General features: G+C 63.3%; 23 protein-coding genes. 11 read left to right on the top strand and 12 right to left on the bottom strand.

The features are described 5' to 3' along the window. Positions 1–9 precede the first annotated feature (9 nt). The 5 genes from NMG46_RS13995 to hemP form a co-directional block, all read right to left on the bottom strand. A complete protein-coding gene (locus NMG46_RS13995; protein ID WP_254818233.1) occupies positions 10–798 on the bottom strand; it encodes a heme ABC transporter ATP-binding protein in 789 nt (262 codons plus the stop codon). A 157-nt stretch (positions 799–955) separates the two neighbouring features. Further along, complete coding sequence (locus NMG46_RS13990) at positions 956–2,053, bottom strand: iron ABC transporter permease (RefSeq protein ID WP_254818232.1); 1,098 nt, start codon at positions 2,051–2,053, stop codon at positions 956–958. A 5-nt stretch (positions 2,054–2,058) separates the two neighbouring features. Beyond that, on the bottom strand, positions 2,059–2,967 hold the full coding sequence (locus NMG46_RS13985) for a hemin ABC transporter substrate-binding protein (RefSeq protein WP_254818231.1): 909 nt from the start codon (positions 2,965–2,967) through the stop codon (positions 2,059–2,061). Positions 2,968–2,978: 11 nt separating this feature from the next. Then, on the bottom strand, positions 2,979–4,040 hold the full coding sequence (locus NMG46_RS13980) for a hemin-degrading factor (protein ID WP_254818230.1): 1,062 nt from the start codon (positions 4,038–4,040) through the stop codon (positions 2,979–2,981). Positions 4,041–4,049: 9 nt separating this feature from the next. Further along, a complete protein-coding gene (hemP, locus tag NMG46_RS13975) occupies positions 4,050–4,256 on the bottom strand; it encodes a hemin uptake protein HemP (protein ID WP_254818229.1) in 207 nt (68 codons plus the stop codon). Positions 4,257–4,544: 288 nt separating this feature from the next. Between hemP and NMG46_RS13970 the strand changes: the two genes are divergently transcribed. From NMG46_RS13970 to NMG46_RS13960, 3 genes are read left to right on the top strand one after another with little or no spacing between them, the layout of a single operon-like run. Then, entirely contained in the window at positions 4,545–6,692 is a 2,148-nt protein-coding gene (locus tag NMG46_RS13970) for a TonB-dependent hemoglobin/transferrin/lactoferrin family receptor (RefSeq protein ID WP_254818228.1), read from the top strand. A gap of 5 nt (positions 6,693–6,697) precedes the next feature. Further along, positions 6,698–7,129 carry a hypothetical protein gene (locus NMG46_RS13965; protein WP_254818227.1) on the top strand — a complete coding sequence of 144 codons (432 nt, stop codon included), beginning with the start codon at positions 6,698–6,700 and terminating at the stop codon, positions 7,127–7,129. 36 nt (positions 7,130–7,165) lie between these two features. Then, positions 7,166–8,464 carry an energy transducer TonB gene (locus NMG46_RS13960; RefSeq protein WP_254818226.1) on the top strand — a complete coding sequence of 433 codons (1,299 nt, stop codon included), beginning with the start codon at positions 7,166–7,168 and terminating at the stop codon, positions 8,462–8,464. 197 nt (positions 8,465–8,661) lie between these two features. On the opposite strand, the gene putA is transcribed toward NMG46_RS13960, so the two are convergent. Then, entirely contained in the window at positions 8,662–12,273 is a 3,612-nt protein-coding gene (gene putA, locus NMG46_RS13955; protein ID WP_254818225.1) for a bifunctional proline dehydrogenase/L-glutamate gamma-semialdehyde dehydrogenase PutA, read from the bottom strand. Between the two features lie 163 nt (positions 12,274–12,436). Between putA and NMG46_RS13950 the strand changes: the two genes are divergently transcribed. Then, complete coding sequence (locus tag NMG46_RS13950; protein ID WP_254818224.1) at positions 12,437–12,889, top strand: Lrp/AsnC family transcriptional regulator; 453 nt, start codon at positions 12,437–12,439, stop codon at positions 12,887–12,889. A gap of 66 nt (positions 12,890–12,955) precedes the next feature. Here the strand turns inward: NMG46_RS13950 and NMG46_RS13945 are convergent, their stop codons facing one another. Both NMG46_RS13945 and NMG46_RS13940 read right to left on the bottom strand, forming a co-directional pair. After that, positions 12,956–14,155, bottom strand: coding sequence for a cytochrome-c peroxidase (locus NMG46_RS13945; RefSeq protein ID WP_254818223.1), 1,200 nt, complete (start codon positions 14,153–14,155; stop codon positions 12,956–12,958). A 7-nt stretch (positions 14,156–14,162) separates the two neighbouring features. After that, on the bottom strand, positions 14,163–14,609 hold the full coding sequence (locus tag NMG46_RS13940; RefSeq protein ID WP_254818222.1) for a FixH family protein: 447 nt from the start codon (positions 14,607–14,609) through the stop codon (positions 14,163–14,165). Between the two features lie 157 nt (positions 14,610–14,766). Between NMG46_RS13940 and NMG46_RS13935 the strand changes: the two genes are divergently transcribed. Continuing rightward, entirely contained in the window at positions 14,767–15,696 is a 930-nt protein-coding gene (locus NMG46_RS13935; RefSeq protein ID WP_254818221.1) for a sugar kinase, read from the top strand. On the opposite strand, the gene NMG46_RS13930 is transcribed toward NMG46_RS13935, so the two are convergent. Then, the gene (locus NMG46_RS13930) at positions 15,689–16,690 is read right to left on the bottom strand and encodes an NADP-dependent oxidoreductase (protein ID WP_254818220.1); all 1,002 of its coding nucleotides are present in this window, start codon (positions 16,688–16,690) and stop codon (positions 15,689–15,691) included. The genes NMG46_RS13935 and NMG46_RS13930 overlap by 8 nt on opposite strands. Before the next feature lie 265 nt (positions 16,691–16,955). Here NMG46_RS13930 and NMG46_RS13925 point away from each other — a divergent pair, with 265 nt between their 5' ends. Further along, positions 16,956–17,540: a TetR/AcrR family transcriptional regulator gene (locus NMG46_RS13925; protein ID WP_254818219.1), complete on the top strand. Its 585-nt coding sequence runs from the start codon at positions 16,956–16,958 to the stop codon at positions 17,538–17,540. A 12-nt stretch (positions 17,541–17,552) separates the two neighbouring features. On the opposite strand, the gene NMG46_RS13920 is transcribed toward NMG46_RS13925, so the two are convergent. Then, the gene (locus NMG46_RS13920; RefSeq protein ID WP_254818218.1) at positions 17,553–18,602 is read right to left on the bottom strand and encodes a LacI family DNA-binding transcriptional regulator; all 1,050 of its coding nucleotides are present in this window, start codon (positions 18,600–18,602) and stop codon (positions 17,553–17,555) included. 146 nt (positions 18,603–18,748) lie between these two features. On the opposite strand from NMG46_RS13920, the gene NMG46_RS13915 reads away from it, so the two are divergent. The 5 genes from NMG46_RS13915 (at position 18,749) to NMG46_RS13895 (ending at position 23,556) form a co-directional block, all read left to right on the top strand. Beyond that, a complete protein-coding gene (locus tag NMG46_RS13915) occupies positions 18,749–19,789 on the top strand; it encodes an ABC transporter substrate-binding protein (protein WP_254818217.1) in 1,041 nt (346 codons plus the stop codon). A gap of 126 nt (positions 19,790–19,915) precedes the next feature. After that, positions 19,916–20,953, top strand: coding sequence for an ABC transporter ATP-binding protein (locus tag NMG46_RS13910; protein ID WP_254818389.1), 1,038 nt, complete (start codon positions 19,916–19,918; stop codon positions 20,951–20,953). Further along, the gene (locus NMG46_RS13905) at positions 20,950–21,837 is read left to right on the top strand and encodes an ABC transporter permease (RefSeq protein WP_254818216.1); all 888 of its coding nucleotides are present in this window, start codon (positions 20,950–20,952) and stop codon (positions 21,835–21,837) included. The genes NMG46_RS13910 and NMG46_RS13905 overlap by 4 nt, the downstream gene beginning before the upstream one ends. Beyond that, on the top strand, positions 21,830–22,621 hold the full coding sequence (locus NMG46_RS13900; protein WP_254818215.1) for an ABC transporter permease: 792 nt from the start codon (positions 21,830–21,832) through the stop codon (positions 22,619–22,621). Before NMG46_RS13905 ends, NMG46_RS13900 begins: the two co-directional genes overlap by 8 nt. A 14-nt stretch (positions 22,622–22,635) precedes the next feature. Next, entirely contained in the window at positions 22,636–23,556 is a 921-nt protein-coding gene (locus NMG46_RS13895; RefSeq protein WP_254818214.1) for a 5'-methylthioadenosine phosphorylase, read from the top strand. Positions 23,557–23,666: 110 nt separating this feature from the next. On the opposite strand, the gene NMG46_RS13890 is transcribed toward NMG46_RS13895, so the two are convergent. After that, positions 23,667–24,692, bottom strand: a complete 1,026-nt coding sequence (locus NMG46_RS13890; protein WP_254818213.1) for an aldose epimerase family protein — start codon at positions 24,690–24,692, stop codon at positions 23,667–23,669. Positions 24,693–24,772: 80 nt separating this feature from the next. Continuing rightward, positions 24,773–26,230: an NAD-dependent succinate-semialdehyde dehydrogenase gene (locus NMG46_RS13885; RefSeq protein WP_254818212.1), complete on the bottom strand. Its 1,458-nt coding sequence runs from the start codon at positions 26,228–26,230 to the stop codon at positions 24,773–24,775. Positions 26,231–26,291: the final 61 nt, after the last annotated feature.

Genomic DNA, 26,291 nt, shown 5'->3' with positions numbered 1-26,291 from the left:
TCTGATTGCCTAAGCCGCCGATTGCGGCAATATGAACGGCATGTTTGCCGCCGGCAACACGCCGACCTTCAGCCGGCAATCGAAGACCTCTTCGATCAGCTCGTCGCTGAGCACCTGTTGCGGCGAACCTGTAGCGGCGAGCCTGCCGCGATGCATGACGAAAATCCGGTCGGCATACATCGCCGTCAAATTGAGGTCGTGCAGGATGGCGACCACGCCGCCGCCGCGCCTGGCGAAATCACGCGCGATGTCCATGATGATCAGCTGGTGTTTGATGTCGAGGCTGGACACCGGCTCGTCGAGGAACAAATAGCGCGGCTTGCCGTCGAGCACCGGCGCCCACACCTGGCACAGGACGCGGGCAAGCTGCACGCGCTGCTGCTCGCCGCCGGACAGCTCCTGGTAGAAGCGGCCGGCAAAACCGTCGAGGTCGACGCGAGCCAGCGCCCGTTCGGGCAGGCACTGGTCCTCGCCGGGCAACGCGCCGCAGCGCCCGCCGACCAGGCCTAGCCTGACGATCTCACGCACGGTGAACGGGAAGGACAGCGTTGTCGCCTGTGGCAGCACGGCGCGCACCGTCGCCGCCTCGACCGGCTTCATCGCGGATAGATTGCGGCCGTTGATGGCGACCTCTCCCGAATAAGCAAGATCGCCGGACAGTGCTCTGAGAAAGGTCGTCTTGCCCGAACCATTGGGGCCGACGATGGCCGCTATTTCGCCCGGCGGCGCGTCGAAATCGACGTTGGCGACAATGCGCTTGCCGCCGATCGCCACCGAGACATCCCGCGCTTCGATCATAAAAACCCTCTTAGAGACTGTTTCGAAATTCGCTCTGGCGAGTCATATGGTGGTGGTTTCGAGAACCGGAGCGGAGCGGACATTTGGGTCCGTGAGCACCGGAAGCGCAGAAAAACGCCATCAGATGGCCGCCAGAGTAGAGTTTCCAAACGGTCTCTCACAGGTCGATGACGCCGCGCTTACGCAGCAGTATCCACAGGAAGAACGGTGCGCCGGCGACCGCGGTGACGATGCCGATCGGCAATTCGGCCGGGGCGACGATGGTGCGGGCGACGGCGTCGGCCAAAAGCAGCAGCGCCGCACCAAGCAGTGCCGATGCAGGCAGCAGATAGCGGTTGTCCGGGCCAATCAACAAACGCAGCAAATGCGGTACGACGATACCGACGAAGCCGATGCCGCCGCTGACCGCGACGGAGGCGCCGACCGCTGCCGAGACGCCGATGATGGCGGTGTATTTCAGGCGCTGCACCGGGATGCCGAGATGGCCGGCGGTGGCCTCGCCAAGCGCCAGCGCGTTGAGGCCGCGCGCCAGGAACGGCATTGCCGCCAGCGCCAGCACGATGACCGGCCCGACCGAGCCGATCTTCTGCCAGGTTGCGCCGCTCAGCGAACCGAGCTGCCAGAAGGTCAGGTCGCGCAATTGCCGGTCGTCGGCCATGAAGATCAGGATGCCGGTCAGCGCCATGGCAAGCGCCGCCAGCGCGATGCCGGCGAGCAGCATGGTGGCGACCGAGGTCCGGCCTTGTCGTGTCGCGACCCGATAGAGCAGCAATGTCGTCGCCAGCCCGCCGCAGAACGCAGCCAGCGGCAAAGCCGTCGTGCCGAGCGCTGAAGTCAACGGCGCCAGCATGGTCGAACCAAGCACGATGACGGCGACCGCACCGAGGCTCGATCCAGCCGAAACGCCGATCAGGCCGGGGTCGGCCAGCGGATTGCGGAACAACCCCTGCATGACGGCACCGGAGACGGCAAGCGATGCACCGATCAGCACGCCCAGAATGATGCGCGGCAGACGGATGTCATGGATGATCAGGCGGTCGCGGGCGCTCAACGCCGCGTCGCCGGGCAACGCGCCGAACAGCCAGTTATGCATGACACCGATGGCCGAGGCATCGGACGCGCCGGAGGTCAGCGACAACAGCACGGCGATAACCAGTCCGACGCAGAGTAGCACGATGACGAGGCGGGCACGCCGCGAGCGGTCACCTGCCATCGCCATAATGCCCGTCGCACCGGCGATCGAATGATCGGCCATCGCGCTCAATCCGCGACCTGGCTGCCATAGAGCGAGACGGCGAGATCGTGGATGGCGTCGGCCGTGCGCGGGCCGAAGCCGAGCAGGTAGCCGCCATCCATGCGGATCAGCTTGCGGGCGGCACCCGCCGGCGTCGAAGCCACGGCAGGGTTCGAAAACAATTCGTCATCCGCGGTGGCAGGCCCGGCATTGTTCATCATCAGGATCACGTCAGGCCTGGCGGTGATGACTGCCTCGTCCGACAATTGCTTGTAGCCGGCAAAGCCATCGATGGCGTTGATGCCGCCCGACAGCTTGATGATGCCGTCGGCGGCGGTGTCGCTGCCAGCGGCAAGCAGCTTGCCGCCCTGCATCGACAGCACGAACAGGATGCGCCTGCGCTCCTTGATCGAGGCGGTCTGCTTTTCAGCTGCCTTCAGCTTGGCGTCGATCTCGACCGCCAGCGCATCGGCCTTGGCGCCCACGCCAAGCGCCCTGCCGACGATGTGGATCTTTTCGAGAATGCCTTGGTGGTCGTAGCGCTCGGCCACCTCGATGAACGGGATGCTCGTTTTCTTCAGCACGTCGACGGTTTCCTTCGGCCCGCTGCCGTGCAGGGCCAATATGCCCGACGGATTAACCGACAGGACGCCTTCCGGCGACAGCTGGCGCATGTAGCCGACACCAGGCAGTTCTGCCGCCGCTTGCGGATAGCGGCTGGTCGAATCGCGGGCGACCAGCCGATCCTGTTCACCGAGCGCGTAGACGATCTCGGTGATCGAGCCGCCGATGGCCACGATCCTCGAGCGGTCGGCGAAAGTCGCGAGGCCTTCGGCGGCCTGAGCCGGCATCAGCGCGGCGAACGCCAGGAAAACGGCGGCCGCAGGACCAAGCGCCGGCCTGGAGACCGATGCCAGCCTGGAGACAAGAACCATCGTCGTTGTCCTCAGGCTGCGGTCGGGCTTGGAATGCGCGGCAGGTTTTCGGCCAGAAAGCGCCAGTCTTCGCGCTCGCTTTCGCCTTCGTGCCGCTTCCCGAAGAACTGGATGATCATCTTGCCGTCGGCGCCATAGACTTCGAGCGACGTGACATGGCCGTCCTTGGTCGGCTTGCGCACGGCCCAGACCTCATCGATGTGGTCGGTCCGCAGGTGCAGATGGAAGGTCTCGTCGAGCACGTTGAGCCATGGTCCCATCCGCTTGATCGAGGCGACGGGGCCGGAATGGATCTGGATGCAGCCGCGATTGCCGACAAAGCACATGATCGGAATGGCGCCACCAGCGGCGTGGTTGAACATGGCGTTCACCGCATCCTTCTCGACCAGCCAGGCGTAGTCCTGGCCGACCATGCGCACCGCCTGTCGGCGGCTGAGCTTCAGTGTCTTCAGCATGCCGAAGAACTGATGCACGTCGGTTAGTTGGCTCCAGCGGTCGCGCAGATCCTCGACGCTGGCCGAATTGTCCGCAGGCTCGATCTCGTCGTCAGCCGCGCCCGCTGAAATCGCCACCGTCGGTTCCTGGTTCGGAGATTCCAGTCCTGCCACCAGCTTCTGATAGGCATAGAGGTTGGATGCGGGTCTGAGATGCACCTTGTGCATCGCCTCGCCTGCGGCGTCGAAGAACTGCAGGCTGCGGCGGATGTCGGCGCCATCGCGCTTTTCCACGGCAAAGCCGTGCGCCCAGACTTTTGGGAAAATGCGCAGGTCGATGTTTTCGCCGAGCACCATGGCATTGTGATTGCCGGTGACGACCTTGTCGTAGACGCCAATCTTCTCGTGCACCGCGCTTTCGTTGCGGGTCAGCGCCATCACCTCACCGACAGCTTCGAGGCCAGTCAAGAGGTCGTTGACACGCGGCTCGACGCGCACGACCCCGTCGCCGCAATGCGCGGCGACCAGTTCGGCCTCCGAAATCCTCAGCTGGGCGGCGAGGTCACGCTCGCGCATCTTCGGATTGTCTGCCCGTGCCCGCCGGATCTCGTGCGGGGCGGGTTTTACGCGCTGGTCCATTTCTACCACCTACTTGTTGAGGATGAGCTTGCCCTGCCGGGTGATCTTCAGCCGATACAGCGCACCGTGATGCTCGATGCCGATCTCGTGCTCACCCTGGAACAGCGTGTTGCTGGACAGCGTTCTCACGGCCGATTGGACCCGCTCGAAACGGATGGAATTTTCGTCGGAACGGCGGACACGATAGCGAAAGTCGCTGGGATTGTGCGTGTTCATTGGTTCGATCCCTTTCCTGTGCCGGGCATCTGGCTCGGCGCCTGCGTGAAATGCCGATTCAATTCTTGACTCGAATTGTCATGTTATCTAGCAGTGCAATACCGGAGTAAATGAGTCAACATTTAAGACGCCGGACGCGATGAAAAATGCCAGCGAGCCCCAAGCCAGCCAGCATCGAACATGGATTCTTGGAGTTGCAGCATGGGGTTGGCGAATTGGGGGCGGCCGGCGGGCAGCGGCCTGGCACACTGGTCGACGGCAAGAAAAATGGGGTCTACGGCAAGCAAAATGGCCGCGTTGCTGGCCGGCGCGGCGGCGATCCCGCTGCTCGCCACGCCGGCCGGCGCCCAGCAGGCCGCCCAACCGGCAACCGGCCAGCAACGGACTGACCCGTCACAACAGCCCGAACAGGCAAAGCCGGCTCCGACGGGTACCACGCTGCTCGACAAGATCCTGATCCTCAGCCGCACCGGCGAGACGGCGATCGAATCGCTTGCTTCAGCCAGCCATGTCGACGAGGAACAGCTCGAGCGCCGCATGGCGACGACGCCCAACGAAATGCTGTTCGGTGTGCCGGGTGTCGCCGTCCAGGCCGACGCAAGGCGTGTCAGCTCCAGCATCAACATCCGCGGCCTGCAGGATTTCGGCCGCGTCTCCGTCATCGTCGACGGCGCCCGTCAGAATTTCCAGCGCTCGGATCATGGCACGCAATCGACCTTCTACATCGATCCCGAATTAATCAAATCCGTCGACGTGATCCGCGGCCCGGTCGCCAACACCTATGGCTCCGGGGCGATCGGCGGCGTCGTCTTTTTCGACACCAAGGATGCGCAGGATTTCCTCAAGTCCGACGAGACCTGGGCAGCAGCAGCGACCGGGCGCTACGAAACCAACGGCGAAGGCTGGACCACCAGCGCCAGCGGTGCCTATCGGATCAACGAGAATTGGGACGTGCTCGGCAACATCGTCTACCGCGATTATGACGACTACAAGCATGGCGGCGGCGACACTGTAGCGGGCACCGGCTTCGATGTCTTGAGCGGGCTGCTCAAGACGACCATCCGCCCCAGCGACAACAGCGAGCTGAAGCTCGGTTGGATCGGCTCGAACGACGGATGGACCGAAACCAGCGGCAGTGCGCCGGTGAACGACGCCGACCTGAAGGCGAATACCTTCACGGCCCGCTACAACATCACCGACGAAGACAGGAGCTGGCTCGATCTCCACATCAACGCGTCTTACAACAAGACCAAGCTCGATCTGACGACCCTTGTCGCGCAAAACCGGTTTGATCCGGTCACCGGTCTTCCGATCATCCTGCCAGCGGGTTCGATGTCGACATTCGATATCGGAACTTCCGGCATCGACATCTGGAACACGTCGAGATTCGAGACCGTTGGAATCGCGCATGAGCTGTCCTATGGCGGCGACTGGGTCGGCGACGATGTCGAGACAGGCGGCGCGGCGGGCGGCGACAGTTTCTACACGCCCTCGGGCAATAGAAACGTCTCCGGCGCCCACGTCCAGGACAAGCTCACCTGGTACTGGCTCGAGGTCATCGCCGGGCTGCGTTACGACAGCTACAAGCTCGACAGCGATGTCGGCGAAACCTCTGGTAACCGGCTGTCGCCACGCATCACAGTGGGCGTTTCGCCCTTCGAAACCGCCGGCCTTTCCGGGCTGCAATTCTACGGCACCTATGCGGAAGGCTACCGTTCTCCGTCGCTGTCGGAGACGCTGATCAGCGGCAATCATCCGTCAGGCGTCAGTTTCCCGTTTCTCCCCAATCCGAATTTGAAGCCTGAAATCGGCAAGACGGTGGAGTTTGGCGTCAATTACAGCACCAATGGCGTCATCGAGGCTGATGACGCGCTGCGGCTGAAGGCGGCCTATTTCAACAACAACGTCGACGACTACATCGACGGCGTGACGTTGTCGCCGTTCGACCCGACCAGCGGCTGCCCATTCGGTCCGGGCATCCCGATCTGCTTCCAGTACCAGAATTTCGCCAAGGCCAGGATCCACGGCTTCGAGATGGAGGGCGTCTATGATGCAGCCTGGGGTTTTGCCGGGCTGTCGGCGTCGGTCACCGACGGCCACACCATCTCCTATGAAGGCGAACGGGCGGACCTTGTCACCGTCCCCTCCTCCCAGGTCACCGGGCAACTCGGCTTTCGCTTCCTCGAGGACAGGCTGACAATCGGCGGCGAGGTGCAATACAACGGCAAGCCGCAGGGCAACGCGGTGGCCAAGGACTATACGCTGGTCAATGCCTTCGCCAGCTACCAGGCGACCGACAATTTCAAGGTCGATTTTCGCGCCGACAATCTGTTCGACGTCAAATACGCCAACCCGCTGAACGCATCGACGACGAGCGTCGTCTACGAGCCCGGCGTCACCCTGAAGCTGGCGGCGACCATGAGGTTTGGAGGCTGACGACAATGACAGGCATGACGGCATCCCTTCGTCTGTTCGCCGCGGTGCTGGCAATATCGCTTGCGGCGGCTCCGGCATGGACACAGCAGCCAGCGCCGGCGCTGAACCTAGAACTGAACGGCGCGCAACCATCCGACAAGGGCTGCCGCCTGACCTTCGTGGTCACCAACAATCTCGGTGCCGATCTGTCCAAGGCGGCATTCGAGGTCGCGCTGTTCAACGAGGTCGGTGTCGTCGATCGGCTGACCGTGCTCGATTTCAAAGAGCTGCCGGCAGGCAAGACCAAGGTGACGCGTTTCGACCTTGCCGGCACCGATTGCGGCAAGCTCAGCCGCGTGTTGATCAACAGCGCCACGGAATGCGCCGGCGCCGAGCCGAATGCCTGCATGCGCGGGCTGAAGACGCAGACCAGGACCGGCATCGCCTTCGGGGTCTGAATTTTGGGACTGGAACCCGCCTTCGCACGAAACGCCATGGCGTGGCCGCTAGCCGGTTTCCTGCCGCCGGAGCCGGACGATCCGGATTTCGCCATCCCGCGCGGGGCGCTGCGTGTTTCGCTGCGCGACAGACCGGAAGACAGTTACATCGTCGATGCCGACGGCGACCTGCCTACGGTGCCTGCGGAGCCAATGCGGCAGGCACGACAGAAGCAGCGGCGCCGCAACTGGACGGTGGCGATCGCCTGCTCTTGCGCATTCCACGTAGCCGCGGCGCTGGCTTTTCTCACGCTGCCGGACGACCGGCCAAGGATCGAAGGTGCTGACCAGCAAGGCGAAATGCTGCTCGGCGCCGATCCGCAGCAGGCAGCCGGCGATGTCGGAGACGACCCAGAAGTGGCCAACGCAACGATGGTGACCATGCTCGACGCCAAGCCCGTCGAAACGGTCGAGGCGCAGGCGACCGCGGCGGAGGAGACGCTCCAGCCGGTCACTGACACGGCCGAAGCATCGGGAACAGAAGTCGTCGAGCCGGTCAGCGAGGCCGCCCCGGAAACTGCTGCCCTTGCCGATCGCACAGAGCCGGCACCTGCCCAACCCTTCCACCCTGCCCGCCAGGACCCATCGCCCGACATTCTTGCGACCGACAGGCTGGTGCCTGCCGACGACAACGCCGTGCCGCCGCCAGTCAGCGCGGTCGAAACGGCCGAGCCTGCCGAGACGAGTGCTCCGGCACCAGCCGACCTGGCGCCGGCCGAAACGGTTCAGACGACCGAGACAGTCGGCGCGGCGGAAGAACCGAAGCCGGACAGGCCGGAGCCCAAGCAGCCGAAAAAGGCAACCGCACAGAAAAAGCCGGCCAGGAGGGCCGAACCAAACGGGCCCGAAAAGCCGGCCTTGCGCAAGAAGGCGAGCAAGGCACTTGCCAAAGCCGATTCCAAGAAGAAAAAGACCGGCTCTGGCGGACGTGACGAAACGGATATCGCGCGCGGCGCGGCCGACGGCAACAAGGACGGCAAGATCCTGACCGCCAGCAGGGGCGGCAAATCAGGCGTCGGCAATGCAGCCGTCACCAACTATCCCGGCAAGATCAGGGCTAAGCTGGTGCGGGCGTTCAATTCGACACGCACGCGCGCCACCGGCACGGCTACCGTTGCCTTTATCGTCGCATCGAATGGCAGCGTCCGGTCGGCCAGGCTGACGGGCAGTTCGGGTGTTGCCGCGCTGGACAAAGCCGCACTCGACGCAGTCCGCCGGGCTTCTCCGTTTCCCCCTATTCCAGATGGAGCCGGTCGCTCGGCTTGGCAGTTCGAGGTGCCGGTCGGTATCAGGTAACCATCGCTCTCAGCCACCAAAGCCGGCGCCGCCCCTCAACCCGCTGCCGGGACCTTCTCCCGTAAAGAACGGGAAGAAGGGGCGTGGACGCAACGCTGGGCGACCCCTCTCCCCGTTCTTCACGGGGAGAGAGTAAGGGTGAGGGGAAACCTGAAGCGATTTACACGGCCCGCGATACGCGAGCCCTGGCGAAACCCTCAGGCCGCGGCCAGCAGGCTGGCATTGCCGCCCGCCGCCGTGGTGTCGACGCAGACGGCGCGCTCGTGCGCATAGGCGGCCGGATAATAGACTTCGCTGACCAGCGGCACGATCGGGCCGGCGCGCTCGGCGATGACCTTGCGCACGATGCGCGTGGCCTCGGGCGTACCGGAAAAGGCGACGACATCGACCCGCAGCGAGCGCGCTTCGACCGGGTCCGGCCGGCCGTCGATCGCCGCCAGCGGCAGGCCCTTGCCGGTCAGCGCTGATAGCGCCGCCGGCGCGCCGGGTGCGACCGCGAGCACGGCATTGCCGGCGGCCAGCGCCTGGATGGTCTGGGCAAGCAGCGTATCCGCGTCGGGACCGAGGCACAGCACGCGCCCGCGCGGCGACAGCGACAGCGTGTTGGCCTCGCCGGTCGGCCCGGGCAGGTCGACCTGGCCGAAATCGATCGCGGCTGCAGCGCCGATGGCCGCGGCGCCCTTGCCGCGCAGATGTTTCCTCAGGATGGCTACGCGGTCCGGCCGCGTCGACCAGCCGCTAAACGTCGGGTCCGGCAGATTGTCGGCGAGCTCGGTCGCCGTCACCTTGCGGCCTTCGGCAAGATGAGTGCCGGCCTCAGGCCCCTTGCGGAAGCGCCGGAGATAATGTGGCCCGCCGGCCTTCGGCCCGGTGCCGGAAAGCCCCTCGCCGCCGAACGGCTGCGCCCCGACGACGGCGCCGATCTGGTTGCGGTTGACGTAGATGTTGCCGGCATGGATGCCGTCAACGAAATGCTGGGCGCGGCCTTCGATGCGGGTGTGCAGGCCGAAGGTCAGGCCATAGCCCTTGCGGTTGATCGCCGCGATCACCGCATCGATCTCGTCGGCATCGAAGGTGGCGACATGCAGCACCGGCCCGAACACCTCGCGCTCCAGCTCCTCGATGCCCTTGACCCGAAAGACGTGCGGCGCAACGAAGCGGCCATCCTTCGGTGCTTCGAGTTTGGCGATCAGCCGGCCCTGCAGGCCCATTTTGGTGCAGTAGTCGCGGATCGACGCTTGCGCCTCGTCGTCGATGACCGGGCCGACATCGGTCGATATCCGCCAGGGGTCGCCGAGGCTGAGTGCTTCCATCGCGCCTTTCAGCATCTCCAGCATCTTCTTCTCGACGTCCTTCTGCACGTAGAGAATGCGCAATGCCGAGCAGCGCTGGCCGGCACTCTGGAAGGCGGAGGCCAGGATATCGCGCACCGCCTGTTCGGGCAGCGCAGTGGAATCGACGATCATGGCGTTCAGGCCGCCGGTCTCGGCGATCAGCATGGCGTCGGGCGCGGCGGTGTCGGCGAGTTGCTTTTCGATCAGCTTGGCGACCTCGGTCGAGCCGGTGAAGCAGACGCCGGCAATGCGCGGGTCAGCGGTCAGCGGGCCGCCGACCGAGGGGCCGTCGCCGGGCAGAAGCTGGATGACGTCTTCCGGCACGCCGGCCTCGCGCAGCAGCTGGACGGCGCGAAAAGCGATCAGCGGCGTCTGTTCGGCAGGCTTGGCGATGACGGAATTGCCGGTGACGAGCGCTGCTGCGATCTGGCCGGTGAAGATGGCGAGCGGAAAATTCCACGGCGAGATGCAGGCAATGGCGCCGCGCGCCTCCGTTCCAGCTTCGGCATTGGCGGCCTCGGCAGCATAGTAGCGCAGGAAATCGACTGCCTCACGCACCTCGGCAACGCCGTCGGCGAGCGACTTGCCGGCCTCGCGGGCGGCGAGTGCAAAGAACTCGACCGCGTTCGCTTCGTAGAGATCGGCCGCCCGGTTGAGGATGGCGGCGCGCTCGGCGACCGGGCGTCTTGCCCATGCCGGTTGTGCCTCGACGGCGATGCGCACGGCGGTCTCGACCTGCTTGGCGCCGGCCTCGCTGACCGTGCCGACCACTTCCGAAGGTTTTGCCGGATTGACCACCGGACGTTGCTTGCCGTAGCCGGCGGCGCGGCTGACCGGCTTGGCGTGCCAGCGGTCCGGCCCGGCGAACTCGGCCCTCGCCTTGTCGATCGCAGCCAGCGTCAGCGTGTCGGTGATATCGAAACCCTTGGAGTTGCGCCGGCCGGGACCGAAGATCGCCGACGGCGGCACGATCGCCGGATTGGCGGCGGGGCCTTGTTTCTCCACCGTCTCGAGTGGGTCGCGGGCAATGTCCTCGGGCTCGACCTCCTCGTCGGTGAGCTGGTGGACAAAGGAGGAATTGGCGCCGTTCTCCAGCAGCCGGCGGACTAGATAGGCAAGCAGGTCGGAATGCGCGCCGACCGGCGCATAGATGCGGCAGCGCGTGCCTTCGGCTTTGCGCACCGTCTCGTGCAGAGCTTCGCCCATGCCGTGCAGTCGCTGGAATTCGAATGTATCGCGGTCCGTCGTCATCGATAGGATGGCGGCGACGGTGTGGGCGTTGTGGGTGGCGAATTGCGGATAGATGCGATCGGTCATCGCCAACAGCACCTTCGCGCAGGCCAGGTAGGAGACGTCGGTGTTGGCCTTGCGGGTAAAGACCGGATAGCCGTCGAGCCCGAGCGTCTGCGCCCGCTTGATCTCGGTGTCCCAATAGGCGCCCTTGACCAGCCGCACCATGATGCCGCGGTCGTATTTCCTCGCCAGTTCGTAGAGCCAATCGATGACGAAGGCGGCGCGCGGTCCATAGGCCTGGACGACGACGCCAAAACCGTTCCAGCCGGCAAGCTCCGGCTCGGCCAGCACCCGCTCGATGACGTCCAGCGACAAATCGAGGCGGTCGGCTTCCTCGGCGTCGATGTTGAGGCCCATGCGCGAATGGCGCGCCGCCAGCGCCAGCGATAACAGCCGCTCGGCCATGACGGGCAGCATCTTTTCCTTCTGCGTGACTTCATAGCGCGGATGCAGCGCCGAAAGCTTGACCGAGATGCCGTGGTTCTGGCGGATGTCGGGGCCGTTGGCGCCGGCATCGAGCGACGAGATGGCGTCGGCATAGGCCTTGAGATAGCGCAAGGCATCGGCCTCGGTGCGGGCCGCCTCGCCCAGCATGTCGAAGGAATAGAGATAGCCTTTCTGTGTCATCGGCCGGCCGCGCTTGACCGCCTCGGCGATCGTGCGGCCAAGCACGAACTGCTCGCCCATTTCGCGCATGGCAGCCGCGACCGCCTTGCGGATGACCGGCTCGCCCAACCGGCGCACCATGGCGCGCAGCGTGCCTTCGATGCCGCCCTCGCCTTCGTCGAGCACCCGGCCTGTCAGCATTAGCGCCCAGGTCGACGCATTGATGAAGATCGAGCTCGAGCCGCCCGCATGCGCCGACCAGTCGTGCGGCGCGATCTTGTCGGCGATAAGGTCGTCCATCGTCTCGGTGTCGGGCACCCGCAACAGCGCTTCGGCCAGGCACATCAACGCCACGCCCTCCTTGGTCGAGAGGCCGTAGGCGGACAGGAAGACTTCCATCAGCCGCGGATCGGACGAGCCGCGCACCGCGCGCACCAGATCGGCGGCACGGGCCGAAATCGCCTTGCGTTCTTGCGCGGACAGCCCGGCCGCCTCGGCCAGCCGCTTCACCGCCTGGTCTTCGTCGGGCAAATAATTGGCACGGATCTGCTGGCGGATGGCATCGAGCGCTGGCATGACGGTCCTGTAGAGCAAACATCAGGGAGCGGGCCGGCGGTCGCCGGACCGAATGGCGCAAAGCTAGCACAAAGCCGGATCGCAGTCGGTCCAAAGAAATCGACAGAGCAGGTCGATTGATCTATCATGACGGCTGGTTCCCGCCAATTTGACCAGAATTTCAATGACAGAAGACCAATTGGACCGCATTGACAGGAACATCCTGTCGGCGCTGGGCAGCAATGGCCGGCTTTCCATGTCGGAACTCGCGGCAAAAGTCGGCCTGTCGAAGACGCCGGTGCAGGCGCGGGTCAAACGGCTGGAGAAAGACGGCTTCATCAGGGGCTACCAGGCGATCATCGACCGTGAGCGCATGGGCGAAGGCCATGTCGCCTTCGTCCAGGTGAAACTGTCCGACACCCGCTCGGCCGCGCTCGACGCCTTCAACCGCGCGGTGCACGCGGTGCCGGAGATCGAGCAGTGCCACATGATGGCGTCGAGCTTCGACTATCTGCTGAAGGTCCGCACCACCGACATCGCCGCCTATCGCCGCGTGCTCGGCGAGCGGATCTCCGCCCTGCCGCACGTTGCCCAGACCTCGACGTTTGTCGCGATGGAGACGGTGAAGGATCGGTAGGAGAGCGCTGTTGCGGTAATGTTGGCGGGACAGCGAAGGATCGCTACACAGCGCGCTGAGCCACCCTCACTCCGCCAGTGTCTTCAAAAACGCCACCAGCGCCGCGCGTTCGCGGTCCGAAAGCTGCAGCGGGTGGATCTCGGATGTGCCCTCGACGCTTGCCGGTGCCTTGGAATAATGCGCCACCACCTCGTCGAGCGAGGAAAACTGCCCGGCGTGCATGTAGGGCGGCCGGGTGGCGGCACCCCGCAGCGACGGTGTCTTATACGCACGAACGAGTTCCGGCCCGGCCTTGACCATGAAGCGCAGTTCGCGGCAGGCGCTGGCATCGCCGTCGCGAAAGGCGCCGAAACAGTTGAACGGATCGGCCTCGACTTGGCGCACCGCGTCGACGCGGCCGCGATCCGGCGGCAGACCCGCGACCGGCGGCACGCCGGTGTTGTGGAAGCTGCCGTCGGTAAAACGCGGGCCATTGTGGCAGGTCACGCAATTGGCCTTGCCGATGAACAGCTTCAGGCCGAGGATTTCCTCCGGCGAAAAGGCGGCGTCGCCTTTCGGCTCGGCGCCCGCGGCCACGTCGATGGCGAAGCGGTCGAAGCGTGTCTGCGGCGGCGCGATCGAGCGCTCGAAGGCGGCGATCGCCTTGCCGATATTGGCAAAGACGCGGTTGACCTCCTCGGCTTGGCTGGCGGGCATGGCGTTCCAGGCCGCCTTCTCGGCATCGGTGCCGAGCGGGCTGGCATTGGCCGGCACGCTCGAAAGGTCAGACAACGGCCCGAAGATGCGCTCATAGCGCTCGCCGAAGCGGGCCTTGATGTAATGCGCGAAGGCGGCGCGGTTGCCCGCCTGCTCCAGCGGATTTTCGAGCGGTGTCAGCGCTTGCGCCCACAGGCTGTCGCGCCGCCCGTCCCAGAAGAACCAGGGATCATGAGCGACGCCGGCCAACGGCATGGTACGACGATTGGTGCGGCCGACCCCGATCGCTTGCGGCAGGTCGTCCTGGAATTGGCGGTCGATCTTGTGGCAGGTCGAGCACGATACCGTGCCGTCGCCGCTCATCCCGGTGTCGAAGAACAGCGTCGAGCCGAGTGCCGCGGCGGCCGGCACATCGGCGAAGCGATTGGTGGTGTCGGGCTTCAGCGGCGGCAGCCTGGATAGCGCCAGCGAGGCGATGGTCTGCCTTTCGGCATCGGAAAACTCCGGTCTGCCCCAGCCGGCAAGCACGGCCACCACCACCAACACGAGAAGACTGGAAAACCGGCTCATCAGCGGCTCACAGCACCACGTTGAAGACGACAGTGTCCGAACCGGCCGCAGCGGAGATGGCAAAATGCAATTGCCACCACCCGCTCATCGTGAATTTGACCCCGTCGATGCGATAGCGCCCGGCGCCGAGGTAATCGGTCGCCTGTGGGCTGGTCGGCAGACCGTGCTTGTGCTGCGGCATGCCGCCGGAAATCGTTATCGCAGCACCTTCCACCGGCGCACCGTGGACGGTATTCAGCGTCAGCAGCCAGGATTCCAGTTCGCCCTGCCGGATGACGCCTTTCTCGGGCTCGAAAGTCGCCACGAACAGCTTGTTCGCCGTCGTCTTGGAACGGCCTACATCCGAGCTTGGTTGCGGCGCATGCGGCGCCGTCAGATAGACGACGGCCAGCACGCCGGCGAGCAAGGCAGCCAGGCCGAGGCCTCCAAGAAGATAACGCCATAACGATGCCAAACCTATTCCTGTTCTGCGGATAACGTTTCGCTGGGCAGATCGCGTCCCACGCCCCTGTGGGAAATCGCGCCCAGCGCAAGAATCCGCCGTCGCCAAGCATGGCGCTGCCGGCCGCAAAAAGCTACAGCACCGCAATTGCAGGATGGAGGAGTGCTTCATGGCAGGAAACGGCATCGCCTCGATTGGCGAGTGCATGCTCGAGCTTTCGGGCCAGACCGGGCCGAACTGGCGCATGGGCTTTGCCGGCGACACGTTCAACACGTTATGGGCGCTGCATGCCTTGAGCGGCGAGCGGCCGGCGACCTACGTGTCGGCCTTCGGCGACGACCCGTTCTCGCGCGACCAGATCAAGTTCCTGGCCGAAAACGGCATCGGCATCGGCGCCAGCCCGGTGATAGCGGGCGCCCGCCCAGGCCTCTATGCGATCACCCTGACCGGCGCCGAACGTTCTTTCACCTATTGGCGGGCCGATGCGGCCGCAAGGCAGTTGGCTTCGGACCCAGCGGCATTGCAGAAAAGCCTTGAAAACCAAGCGCTTGTCTATTTTTCCGGAATCACTTTGGCAATTCTCGACGAGGGTCCACGCAAGGTACTGCTGACGGCCGTGGCCACAGCGCGCGCGGCCGGCTCGCTGATCGCCTTTGATCCCAATTACCGGTCGCGGCTGTGGCGCCGGCGCGAGGAAGCACAGGCCGCCATGCTCGAGGCGCTCGCAGTCGCCGACATCGCGCTGCCGACCTTCCCCGACGAGCAGGTGCTATTTGGTGATACGACACCGCAGGAAACAGCCGAACGGCTGCGAAAGCTGGTCAGCGAAGTCGTCGTCAAGAACGGCGAGGAGCCGGCGCTGATCGCCCGGAACGGCAGCTCGCAATCGGTGCCGGCGGTGCATGTCGCCGCGCCGGTCGACACCACCGGCGCCGGCGACTCCTTCAACGGCGCCTACCTCGCCGCTCGCCTTGCCGGACATGCCCCGGAAGAAGCGGTGCAGCGCGCCCATCGCGTCGCCGCCGCCGTCGTGCAGGTGCGCGGCGCCCTGGCGCCGTTCGAGACGCTGAGGGGTGCGTTCGAGGCACCTGCTATCTGAGCTTGATGACGACCTTGCCCTTGGCGCGTCCTGTTTCGACATAGGCCAGGGCGTCATTGGTCGCTTCGAATGGAAAGACTCGATCCACAACCGGGCGGATCGCGCCGGCTTCGATGAGAGAGGTGATTTTGCTCAGCTGATCGCCCTGCGCCCACATGAAAAGGAACGAAAACTGCACGCCGCGGCGCTTGGCTTTGGCCCGAATTCCGCGGCTCAGGACGCGCAGCACCAGCCTCAGCATCAAATTCAGGCCCTTCTCCCTGGCAAATTCGGGATCCGGTGGACCGGAAATGGAGATGAGCTTCCCACCCGCTTTCAGCACGCTCAGGGATTTTTCCAGTGTTTTGGCGTCCTGGCTGTTCAAGACGACATCGTAGCCTGACAAAACTTTCTCGAAGTCGTCTTTCCTGTAGTCGACGACGACATCGGCGCCGAGACTTTTGACCAGATCGGCACTCGCCGCGCTCGCAGTTGTCGCAACGGTCGCGCCGAGGTGCTTGGCCAACTGAATAACAAATGTCCCGACGCCGCCGGAACCAGCCTGAATGAAGACCTTCTGTCCCTTCTTCAGGTTTGCCCGTTCGATGAGCGTCTGCCAGGCGGTGAGACCGACCAGGGGAATCGACGCCGCCTCTTCCATACTGACATTCGCAGGCTTCAAGGCCACGTCGGCCTCATTGACGGCAATGAATTCGGCGAATGTCCCAATCCGGCCATCGCGCGGCCGCGCATAGACATCGTCGCCGGCTTTGAACTTGCGGACTTTCGATCCCACACGGACAATCGTCCCAGCCACGTCGTGGCCCAGGATGAACGGCCGACGATAGGGCAGGATAAGCTTGAATTCTCCGGTTCTGACCTTGGAATCGAGCAGGTTCACCCCAGCGGCATGGACCGCTATCAGGACATCGCCGTCCTGGAGCTCCGGTTCCGGCATTTCGGCCAGCCGCAGGGTGCCCTTTTTATTATATTTATCGACAACGAATGCCTTCATGGCAGTTACTTTCTAGGAATGTCAGTTGCTGTTGTGGAACGAAACAAGCCGAACGTTTTCAGCTGCATAGCCGCCCTGCGCCAAGGCCTCGGCGCTGGCGCGGCCGATGCCCGAGGAGGCTCCAGTCACGATTGCGGTCTTTCAGAATTCCCATTCATTTTTGATGTTCCAGGTTCGAAAAGGTCTAGCTTATTTCCACGTATTGAATTATGATCGTAATATCAGATTATGATCATAATGCAATAGCAGGGCAGGAAAGAAAGACATGCGCTACGAAAAGGGCCGAAAAGACGCGTCACGCAGCCGGATCATGGAAGTCGCCGGCGAACGTTTTCGATCTGACGGCATCGCGGCGTCCGGGCTTGCGACCATCATGAGCGACGCTGGGCTGACGAACGGCGCCTTCTATCCGCACTTCCAGTCCAAGGCGGAGCTCGTCCGTGAAAGCGTGGCGGCGGCCTTGGACGCGCAGTCGCATGAAGTGCAGGAAGCATTGGCCGCCGGCGGCCCGGAAATGGCCATAGAGGCATATCTGTCGGCCGAGCACCGGGATAATCCAGGAAAGGGCTGCGCTTCGGCCGCGTTGTTGCCGGAAATAGCGCGGCAGCCGCCTGAAACGCGAGCCCTCTACGCCGAGCGCGTTCAATCCCTGGTGCGCCAGATAGCCGAAGCTCTGCCGCCGACCGAGGATCGCGAGGGCACCGCGTTGGGCATGTTTGCAACGCTCATCGGCGCGCTTCAACTGGCTCGCGCCCTGGAAGGGACGGAATTGTCGGATCGGGTCCTTGCAGCGGGAGCAGATGCCGCAAAGGCGCTGATCCGGCCGGTTCAAGACGAGGTGGCCTCCTGAGGGCCGCCCGGACTATTCGGCCGGCTCGAATCTGCCTTGCACCAAGACTGTCTCCACCGGCCCAAGCGGATTGATGATCCGGCTCTCCAGGACTTCGATAAGTTTGCGTCCAACACCCGCCATATCCACGGAATGAACTCCGATCCTCGCCGGCAGGAAGCGTGCCAGCCGCGTGCTGTCGCGGGTGACGATGTGGACGTCGCGGCCTGCTGTAAGACCCCGCTTGCCGAGAGCGTGCAACGCTCCCAGAAGGCCCAGTTCGTTGGCGCACGCCAAGCCCGTTGGCGGATCTGATGACGCCAGCAAGCGATCGAACCAGCCGGCGCTCGATTCCATGGTGAACATGCCATGACCGATCAGCGATTGGTCGATCGGAATACCGGCCTCGGCCATTGCCCTTCCATACCCGGAAAGACGCATGGCACTCGCCTGGTCCTCCGGAACGAGAAGTTGCAGCGCAATGCGTCGACAGCCCTTATCCATGAGCCGCCGGGTCGCCTCGTAGGCAATCTGTTCATTGTCGACATCGACATAGGGATAGGCGATATCCAGGTCGGTTCTTCCAAACGCGACGAATGGCATGCGTTGATCCAGCAGCAGCCTGACGCGCGGATCAGCCGACACCAGGCGTGTGATGATCAGGCCGTCTGCGCTGCGCGCCTGAAGCTGCCGCTGCACACTCTCAACGGGATCGTCGTCGGGAGTAGTAGAATAGATGGACAGACTATAGCCGGCTTGCCGCGCCGCCAGCGTCATGCCTTCGATTAAAGGAAGCTTCAACAGATCGGACAGATGGTCTCGTGTCTCCATCGGGAGCACCGCCGTCAGCGTCTGCGTTCGACCGGTTTTGAGCGCGCGACCATAATGATTTGGTAAATAGCCGACCCGCTTAGCCGCCTCCTTGACGCGGGCTATGGTCGAGGGCTGCACTTCCGGTCCATCCTTCAGAGCGCGGGACACCGTGGTCACCGAGAGGGAAAGTTCCGCGGCGATCTGCTTTAGATTGGCCATTGTTCGCCCGACCTCATTTGCGAAAGCGCCGGCTGATTTGCTGACCGCCATAGCGTTACCGAATTCGACATCCCGGTCAATCCGAACTCCCATGGAAGCAGCTTGACTCTAGCGTATCCAGATGCAATCGTAACGTTACGATTGCAAAATAATGGCTCTTTCAAGCGATATTCCATAAAAGTTGGGGAGGAGAACCTATGTCCTGGCTACGCATATCCTTAACAGCATTCGCAATCTCGGCTGCCCTGCCCGTGCATGCGCAGACGGTCACCATCACGACCGCGGGCGGCGACTATGGCAACGCCATCAAGGAGGCCATGTGGGGCCCGGCTGCAAAAGAGCTTGGCTATGATGTCCGCGAGGAGACGCAGAGCGACGGCCTGGCCGCCTTGAAGATGCAGGTCACATCGGGTGCGGTCACGACCGACGTCATTCACCTGGGCTCACCGGAAGGTGCTCAGGCGGCCGCACAGTCGCTGCTGGAGCCGCTCGACTACAAGATCATCGATCCGAAATCCGTGCCGGACGGCGCAAAGTCCGACTACTGCTATCCGTTCGATTCCTATGGCACCGTCATGTCGTGGAACACCAAGACCTATGGCCAGAACCCGCCGAAGACGTGGGCGGAGTTCTGGGATGTTGCCAAATTTTCTGGCCGTCGCGCGTTGCGCGCCAATGCGCAAGACTCGATCGAAATCGCGCTTCTCTCTGATGGCGTGGCACCGGCGGACGTCTATTCCGTGCTCAGCACGCCGGAAGGGCTAGAGCGCGCCATCAAGCGGCTTGAAGCGATTAAACCAAACGTAGCCGTGTGGTGGACCTCGGGCGCCCAGTCCGCGCAGTTGCTGAAAGACGGTGAGGCGGATTTGGTCATTACCTGGAACGGACGCGCCCAAACCGTGAAAGCAGATGGGGGCGCGGCTGACTACACGTTCAAGGGTTCGGTCATCGGCACGGACTGTCTTGGGGTGCCGAAGGGAGCGCCGAACAAGGAAGCCGCGATGAAGCTCATTGCAGCGATGACGCAGCCCGCGCGGGTTGCCAAGCTGACCGATTTCATTGCCTATGGCCCAGTCAATCCTGCGGCATATGAGGGTGGACTTATTCCCGCGGACCGTCTGAAGACACTTGCGACCGCGCCTGAAAATGCTGGCACTTCGGTGTTTTCCAATTCAGAATGGTGGGTCAAGAATGGCGAGGCTGCCCAAAGAGCCTTCGATGAAATGATGGCTCGCTGACTCTCAGCTCTGACGCATGTCGCGCAAAATGTGCAGCGCGCGACAACGACATGCATGAAAACAAGAACCTAAAGCGCGTCGCGTGAAGCCGGTCGAACGCGACGCGCTTCAAGGCTGGAGCACATGATGAAGTCGCTCGCGATCACCATCGAAAGCGTGCACAAGGCTTACGGGTCCTACGTCGCACTGGATGATGTTTCGCTCGACATTCAGGCTGGCGAATTCCTCACCCTGCTAGGGCCATCCGGATCGGGCAAGACGACTTTACTCATGGCTCTGGCCGGTTTTGTCCGGCCGGATTCCGGTAAACTTTTCCTGGGCGATCGAGACATCACCCGCCTGCCGCCCAACAAACGAGACATCGGCATAGTATTCCAGAATTACGCCTTGTTTCCCCACATGAACGTCCTGGCGAACGTCGCGTATCCGCTGGTGCTGCGCAAGGTACCGAGAGCGGAGGCGCGTCAGCGGGCGCTTGATACCTTGGCCCGCGTGAAGCTGGATGGCCTGGCGGAGCGCAATATTGCCGCACTATCCGGCGGCCAACGTCAACGGGTGGCATTGGCGCGGGCTATTGTCTTCGAACCGCGCGTGATGTTGATGGACGAGCCGCTGTCGGCGCTCGACAAGAATCTGCGCGAGACCATGCAGTATGAGATCCGGCGTCTGCATGATCATCTACGGATCACCACAATCTATGTGACCCACGACCAGCGCGAAGCGCTTATTATGTCTGACCGGATTGCGGTGATGAATTCTGGCCGCATCCAGCAGATAGATACGCCGCAGCGGATTTATGATCGTCCATCGACCCGCTTCGTCGCGGAGTTCATGGGCGAGGCCAACATTGTGGCCCCGGGCTCGGCGCGCAGAATCGACGGCGCCGAAGCATCACACGAAACGCTGATGATCCGCGCCGAAAGCTTCCATCTTGATGCGAAGCTCGTCGGAGGAGACGGAGTGGCCCTCGAAGGAATACTGCGCACCAAAGCGTTCCGCGGCGAGAACTGGCTTTTGACGCTGGCGCTTGACGGTGGGCAAGAGGTTCTTGTCTGCATTCCGGCAGCGCTGGCCGGCGGTTGCGCCGAACTTGCCGCCGGTCAGCGGATGACCGCATATGCACCAGCCGCGAAGGTTCACGCGATACCGGGAGCGACGGCGTGACCGTCGTCCGGGATCCGGCGCTCGCAGCGGATGCACGGCGCGAGCGGCGGTTTTTTCTATCGCTTTCGCTCCCGGCGCTGTTCATCGTTGGACTAGCGGCGATACTGCCCATCCTTTGGATAATCCGGCAATCCTTCCTGACCACCGGAGGTGAGTACACCGTTGGCAATTACCAGAAGGTCCTTTCGAGCGGACTGACATGGTCGGCGCTCGTCACGACCCTCGAACTGTCCTTGGGTACGCTAGCGGCCTGCATTCTCCTCGGCACCCCTCTGGCGCTCGCTCTGGCCAGCGTCAGACCAAGGTTGGCCAACGTGCTCATGGCGTTCGTCATGCTGCCGCTGTGGACCTCCATTCTGGTGCGTACCTATGGTTGGCTCGTGCTTTTGCGGCGCGACGGCCTGATCAACGCGGCGTTGACCGGATCAGGCCTGACGGCGGAGCCATTGCCGCTGGTCTACAACTTCACGGGAACGCTCATCGGCATGGTGCACTACATGCTGCCACTCTTTCTGCTGCCTGTTTATGCTGCGATGCGCGATATCGACCCAAATCTCATTCGCGCGGCAGCGAGCATGGGAGCCACTCTCAGGCAGGTCATCCGCACCGTCATTATGCCGCTTTCGGCGGGCGGCATCTTCTCGGGTTCGATCATCGTCCTCATCTACGCCATAGGTTTTTTCATCACGCCGGCGGTGCTTGGCGGCGGCAAGGTAAATCCGCTCTCTACCCGGATCGAGCGTACATTATCGACCTTTCAGGACTGGGGGTCGGCGAGCGTCCTGGGCATTCTGCTCCTCGTTCTCATGGCGCTGATCGGTGTGATGTTGCTGGCGGCACGCCGGCTGGTGGCCCAGAACACCGTGGAAGCCTCCCATGCTTGAAGCCTATCCGCAAAACAGGCTCGCCCGCATTTTGCTCTGGAGCTTTGCCGCTCTTGTCATGGCATTTCTGATGCTGCCGACGCTCGTGGTGGTGCCGCTTTCCTTTTCGGCATCGAATCTCCTCGAGTTTCCGCCGCACGCCTACTCGTTGCGCTGGTACGAGAACTTCTTCGGCTCGGCAACGTGGATGGCCGCGCTGAGGACGAGTTTGATCCTTGGGACATTGACGGCGTTGATCGCGGTGCCTTTCGCGCTGCTCGCCTGCATTTCAATGAACCGGCTGGGCGGAAAGACCGCTGCGGCCATCCAGAGCGTCCTGCTGACCCCCTCGATCACCCCAGGTATCCTGCTTGCGATCGGTCTCTTCTTTGTGTTGGCCGCACAACATCTGATCGGAACGCTATTGGGTGTGCTGGTCGGACATGTGGTGCTGGCCGTTCCGGTCGCCTGCATTGTGTTGCTACCCGCTCTCGCCCGCTTTGACTGGAACCAGGTTCAGGCGGCGCGCAGCCTCGGTGCAAACTGGGCCAGAGCCATTGGCGGAATAATCGTTCCGCAACTTCGGATCAGCTTGCTGTCGGCGACATTGATGGCGTTCCTGACTTCGCTTGACGAGTCTGTGATTTCGATCTTCATCGCAAGCGGTCGCAACAGCACGATGCCGAAGCTTATGTTCCTGTCGCTGCGCGATCAGATCGATCCGACCATTGCGGCGATCTCGACATTGTGGACCGTCATCGTCGTGGCCGTGGTCCTGATTGTGACCCTTCGCCAAAAATCCTGACCGAGACTGGAAACATGCCCGCCAATCACCATGCAGCCGACGATCTGACGGATCATTCGACGGACATCCCTCAGGTAGGGTTGGCCATCATCACCGGGTCGGCAAACTGGGGGCTTTCCTTCCCGGAAGATGTCGAATTCGATGGTGTGCGCACGTTGCGGCGCGACATCAGTTTTGAAACACCTTTCGGTCGCACCGACAACTGGAAGCTGCTCGAGTTCGACGCGTCGATTACTGCCGACGGGAGAGCGAAGCGCGCACTGTGCATGTATTCGCACGGCAATCCCCGCGACCATATCGACCATTCCTGCCATCGCCGCGCGTTCTGGGTATTGATGCGGGCGGGTGTACGGCAAGTTCTCGCCTGCTCGACGGTTGGCGCCGTCAACAAGGCGATCCAGCCGGGCGACATGGTGGTGACCGCCGACATCATCGAACTGACGCAGACCCCGTTTTCACTGTTGCCTGACCGCCAGAGCTTTGACTGTTCGGGCAAGCAAATCGTGTGTCCAAGATGTGCGGCGGTTCTGGTCGAAACGGCCCGCCGTCATTGGCCAGCCGAATGCCGCGTTTATGGCATCGAACAGCAGTTGGTGGCTGCCCACTGTTATGGGCCACGGCTGACAACGCCAGCCGAAGCCTTGGCGTATCGGGGCATGGGGGCGGATGTACTCAACCATTCCATCGCCCCTGAGGCGACCCTGTCGCGCGAGATCGGCGCGTGTTTCGTGCCTTGCGCGTTCGTGACGGCGGGCTTCAACGACTATATGGATCGCAATCGCCAGAAATTGCTGCAGGAGGACGTGCTGCCCAATCTTTCCATGACAGCCTCGCGGGTCGCGCTGGAGACCGCCGCGCGACTTCCCGCTGATCCGGAATGCTCCTGTCACGGCTTGAAGTCGCCTCAGCCGAAAGAACGCTCCAGCCGGTTCTGAGATAACCCGCCAGATAGCTGAAGCTCTGCCGCAGACTAGGGATCCCGAGGCGCTACGTTGGGCATGTTCGCGACGCTCGAGTCGTACGCTTCGGCAGCGGCACTCCTGCCCTAAGGCAGCCTGAACCGGTATTCCGTCACGTGATGGTAGATCTGCCCGGGCCACAGCGTGGCTTGCGGGAAATACGGCCGGTTCGGCGCATCCGGCCAGATTTGCGGCTCCAGGCAGAAGCCCGAAAAGGCCTTGTATTGACGCCCACCCAATCCAGGCGAAGACGGCGCCAGATACTGGCCGGTATAGAGCTGGACGCCCGGCTCCGTGGTCCAGAGCTCCATCTCGACCCCGGAATTCGCGCCTTGCGCCCACGACGCCTGCTTCAGCGGCCCGCGCGTCGAGGCGAGGCAGAAATTCTGGTCGTAGGGGAGTTGTTCGCCCTCGGTCTCCATGCGCAGCGGCCGGGCCTGGCGAAAATCGAAGGGCGTGCCGTCGACCGGCTTGACCGTGCCTGTCGGGATCAGATCGGCGTCGACAGGAAGATAGGCCCCGGCATTCAGCATCAGCCGGTGGTCGAGAATGTCGCCGGCGCCGCCGTCATCCAGGTTGAAATAGGAATGCTGGGTGAGGTTGCAGAGCGTCGGCTCCTCACAGGTGGCGGTCAGTTCGACGCTGAGCGTGCCGGGGATCTTCAGCCGGTAGGTGCAGGTCACGTCGAGCGCGCCGGGAAAGCCCATCGTGCCGTCCGGGTCGTGCAGGGTCAGCGTGACAAAATCCCTGCCATGCAGCGAAACCGCCCAGGCCCGGCGCGAAAAACCTTGCGAACCGCCATGCAGCGTGTGCTTTTCGAGGAAATTGCGCTCGGTCTGGTAGCGTTTTCCGGCAAGCGTGAAGCGGCCGTCGCGGATACGGTTGGCATAACGCCCGACGACGGTGCCGAAGAAGGCGGTGTCAGTCTCATAGTGCTCGAAACGATCATAGCCGAGCACCAGCGGCGCGTCGTGCCCGGCCAGACGCAGATCCTGGATGATCGCACCCAGCCCGATGATGTTGGCGGTAAGGCCGCCGCCACGGATGGTGAAGCGGCGGACGGCCTCGCCCGCCTGCGTCGTGCCGAAAACCTCGCCGTCCTTCATTGCCATGCTCGCAAGTTCGCTGCTCGATGCCAGCCTGGCCTTTCGAAGCGGCCCAGGGTCGTTTTCGGTATTACCGCATCAGGCTTCTAGAGACCAAGTCCGCCGATGCAGACATATTTGGTGTCGAGATAATCCTCGATGCCCTGATGGCCGCCTTCCTTGCCGAGGCCCGATTCCTTGACGCCGCCGAACGGCGCTTCAGGGGTGGTGATGAGCCCTTCATTGACGCCGACCATGCCGTATTTCAGCCCTTCCATGACCCGGAAGGCGCGGCCGAGATCGCCGGTGTAGAAATAGCAGGCCAGGCCGAATTCGGTGTCGTTGGCGAGTGCTACGGCCTCTTCCTCGGTCTCGAACTTGAATACCGGTGCTACCGGGCCGAAGATCTCTTCCTTCATGAAGCGCATCTTCGGCGTCGCATTGGCGATCACCGTCGGCTGGAAGAACGAGCCGCCGAGCGCGTGGCGCTTTCCGCCGGCGACGACCTTGCCGCCTTTGGCGGTAGCGTCGGCAATCAGTTCCTCGACCTTCTCCACCGCCTTCTCATCGATCAGCGGCCCCTGCTGGACGCCGTCTTCGAGGCCGGAACCGACCTTCAGCCCGTTGCTCGCAGCAGCCAGCTTTTCGACGAACTGGTCGTAGATGCCGGCCTGCACCAGGAAGCGGTTGGTGCAGACGCAGGTCTGGCCGGAATTGCGGTACTTGGCGGTGATGGCGCCGGCGACGGCCCGCTCGATGTCGGCGTCGTCGAAGACGATGAACGGCGCATTGCCGCCGAGCTCCATCGACACTTTCTTGACGGTCACCGACGACTTCTGGATCAGGATCTTGCCGACCTCGGTCGAGCCGGTGAAGGTGATCTTCTTGACCAGTGGGTTGGCACAGATCTCGTCGCCGATCTCACCGGCGGCGCCGGTCAGGATATTGATTACGCCTTTGGGGAAGCCGACTTCCTCGGCAAGCGCGCCCCAGGCAAGGCCGGAATAAGGCGTCTGCGACGCGGGCTTGACCACGGCGGTACAGCCGGCGGCAAGCGCCGGGCCAAGCTTGCGGGCCAGCATCGAGGATGGGAAATTCCACGGCGTGATGGCGGCGATGACGCCGACCGGTTCCTTGGTCACCAGGATACGGCGGTCCGCCCAGGGCGACGGAACGACGTCGCCATAGGTGCGGCGGCCCTCTTCGGCGAACCACAATATGTAGGACGCGGCCGAGCCGATCTCGCCCTTCGATTCGAACAGCGACTTGCCCTGCTCGATGGTCAGCAGTTCGGCCAGCACGTCCTGATTGTCCATCATCGCGTCGTGCAGCTTGCGCAACAGCTTCGAGCGTTCGAGCGCGGTGGTCTTGCGCCATGTCTGGAAAGCAGCGTCGGCGGCTTCGACGGCGCGGCGGGTCTCGGCCTTGCCCGACTTCGGCACTGTGCCGATCTTGAGGCCGGTGGCAGGATTGTTGACGTCGATCGTCTGGCCTGAATCGGCCTGCACCCATTCGCCATTGATGAGATTGGCCTGCCGCATGAAATGGCTGGTTTTCTGAAGCATGATCTCGCCTCCGTTCGGCACCTGGCGGGCCGGTCGCTGATTTCGTGAATGGACGTGCGCG

The organism is Mesorhizobium sp. LMG 17147 (genome assembly GCF_024297145.1).
Classification (GTDB): domain Bacteria; phylum Pseudomonadota; class Alphaproteobacteria; order Rhizobiales; family Rhizobiaceae; genus Mesorhizobium.
This window is presented reverse-complemented; position numbering and strand designations above follow the sequence as displayed.

Coding starts and splice junctions, on each gene's coding strand:
- NMG46_RS13980 (WP_254818230.1), bottom strand. CDS start 4,040: ATGGACCAGCGCGTAAAACCCGCCCCGCACGAGATCCGGCGGGCACGG.
- NMG46_RS13965 (WP_254818227.1), top strand. CDS start 6,698: ATGACAGGCATGACGGCATCCCTTCGTCTGTTCGCCGCGGTGCTGGCA.
- NMG46_RS13970 (WP_254818228.1), top strand. CDS start 4,545: ATGGCCGCGTTGCTGGCCGGCGCGGCGGCGATCCCGCTGCTCGCCACG.
- NMG46_RS13920 (WP_254818218.1), bottom strand. CDS start 18,602: ATGGCGGTCAGCAAATCAGCCGGCGCTTTCGCAAATGAGGTCGGGCGA.
- NMG46_RS13930 (WP_254818220.1), bottom strand. CDS start 16,690: ATGAAGGCATTCGTTGTCGATAAATATAATAAAAAGGGCACCCTGCGG.
- NMG46_RS13890 (WP_254818213.1), bottom strand. CDS start 24,692: ATGGCAATGAAGGACGGCGAGGTTTTCGGCACGACGCAGGCGGGCGAG.
- NMG46_RS13960 (WP_254818226.1), top strand. CDS start 7,166: ATGGCGTGGCCGCTAGCCGGTTTCCTGCCGCCGGAGCCGGACGATCCG.
- NMG46_RS13915 (WP_254818217.1), top strand. CDS start 18,749: ATGTCCTGGCTACGCATATCCTTAACAGCATTCGCAATCTCGGCTGCC.
- NMG46_RS13885 (WP_254818212.1), bottom strand. CDS start 26,230: ATGCTTCAGAAAACCAGCCATTTCATGCGGCAGGCCAATCTCATCAAT.
- NMG46_RS13925 (WP_254818219.1), top strand. CDS start 16,956: ATGCGCTACGAAAAGGGCCGAAAAGACGCGTCACGCAGCCGGATCATG.
- NMG46_RS13985 (WP_254818231.1), bottom strand. CDS start 2,967: ATGGTTCTTGTCTCCAGGCTGGCATCGGTCTCCAGGCCGGCGCTTGGT.
- NMG46_RS13935 (WP_254818221.1), top strand. CDS start 14,767: ATGGCAGGAAACGGCATCGCCTCGATTGGCGAGTGCATGCTCGAGCTT.
- NMG46_RS13900 (WP_254818215.1), top strand. CDS start 21,830: ATGCTTGAAGCCTATCCGCAAAACAGGCTCGCCCGCATTTTGCTCTGG.
- hemP (WP_254818229.1), bottom strand. CDS start 4,256: ATGAACACGCACAATCCCAGCGACTTTCGCTATCGTGTCCGCCGTTCC.
- putA (WP_254818225.1), bottom strand. CDS start 12,273: ATGCCAGCGCTCGATGCCATCCGCCAGCAGATCCGTGCCAATTATTTG.
- NMG46_RS13945 (WP_254818223.1), bottom strand. CDS start 14,155: ATGAGCCGGTTTTCCAGTCTTCTCGTGTTGGTGGTGGTGGCCGTGCTT.
- NMG46_RS13995 (WP_254818233.1), bottom strand. CDS start 798: ATGATCGAAGCGCGGGATGTCTCGGTGGCGATCGGCGGCAAGCGCATT.
- NMG46_RS13895 (WP_254818214.1), top strand. CDS start 22,636: ATGCCCGCCAATCACCATGCAGCCGACGATCTGACGGATCATTCGACG.
- NMG46_RS13910 (WP_254818389.1), top strand. CDS start 19,916: ATGAAGTCGCTCGCGATCACCATCGAAAGCGTGCACAAGGCTTACGGG.
- NMG46_RS13950 (WP_254818224.1), top strand. CDS start 12,437: ATGACAGAAGACCAATTGGACCGCATTGACAGGAACATCCTGTCGGCG.
- NMG46_RS13990 (WP_254818232.1), bottom strand. CDS start 2,053: ATGGCCGATCATTCGATCGCCGGTGCGACGGGCATTATGGCGATGGCA.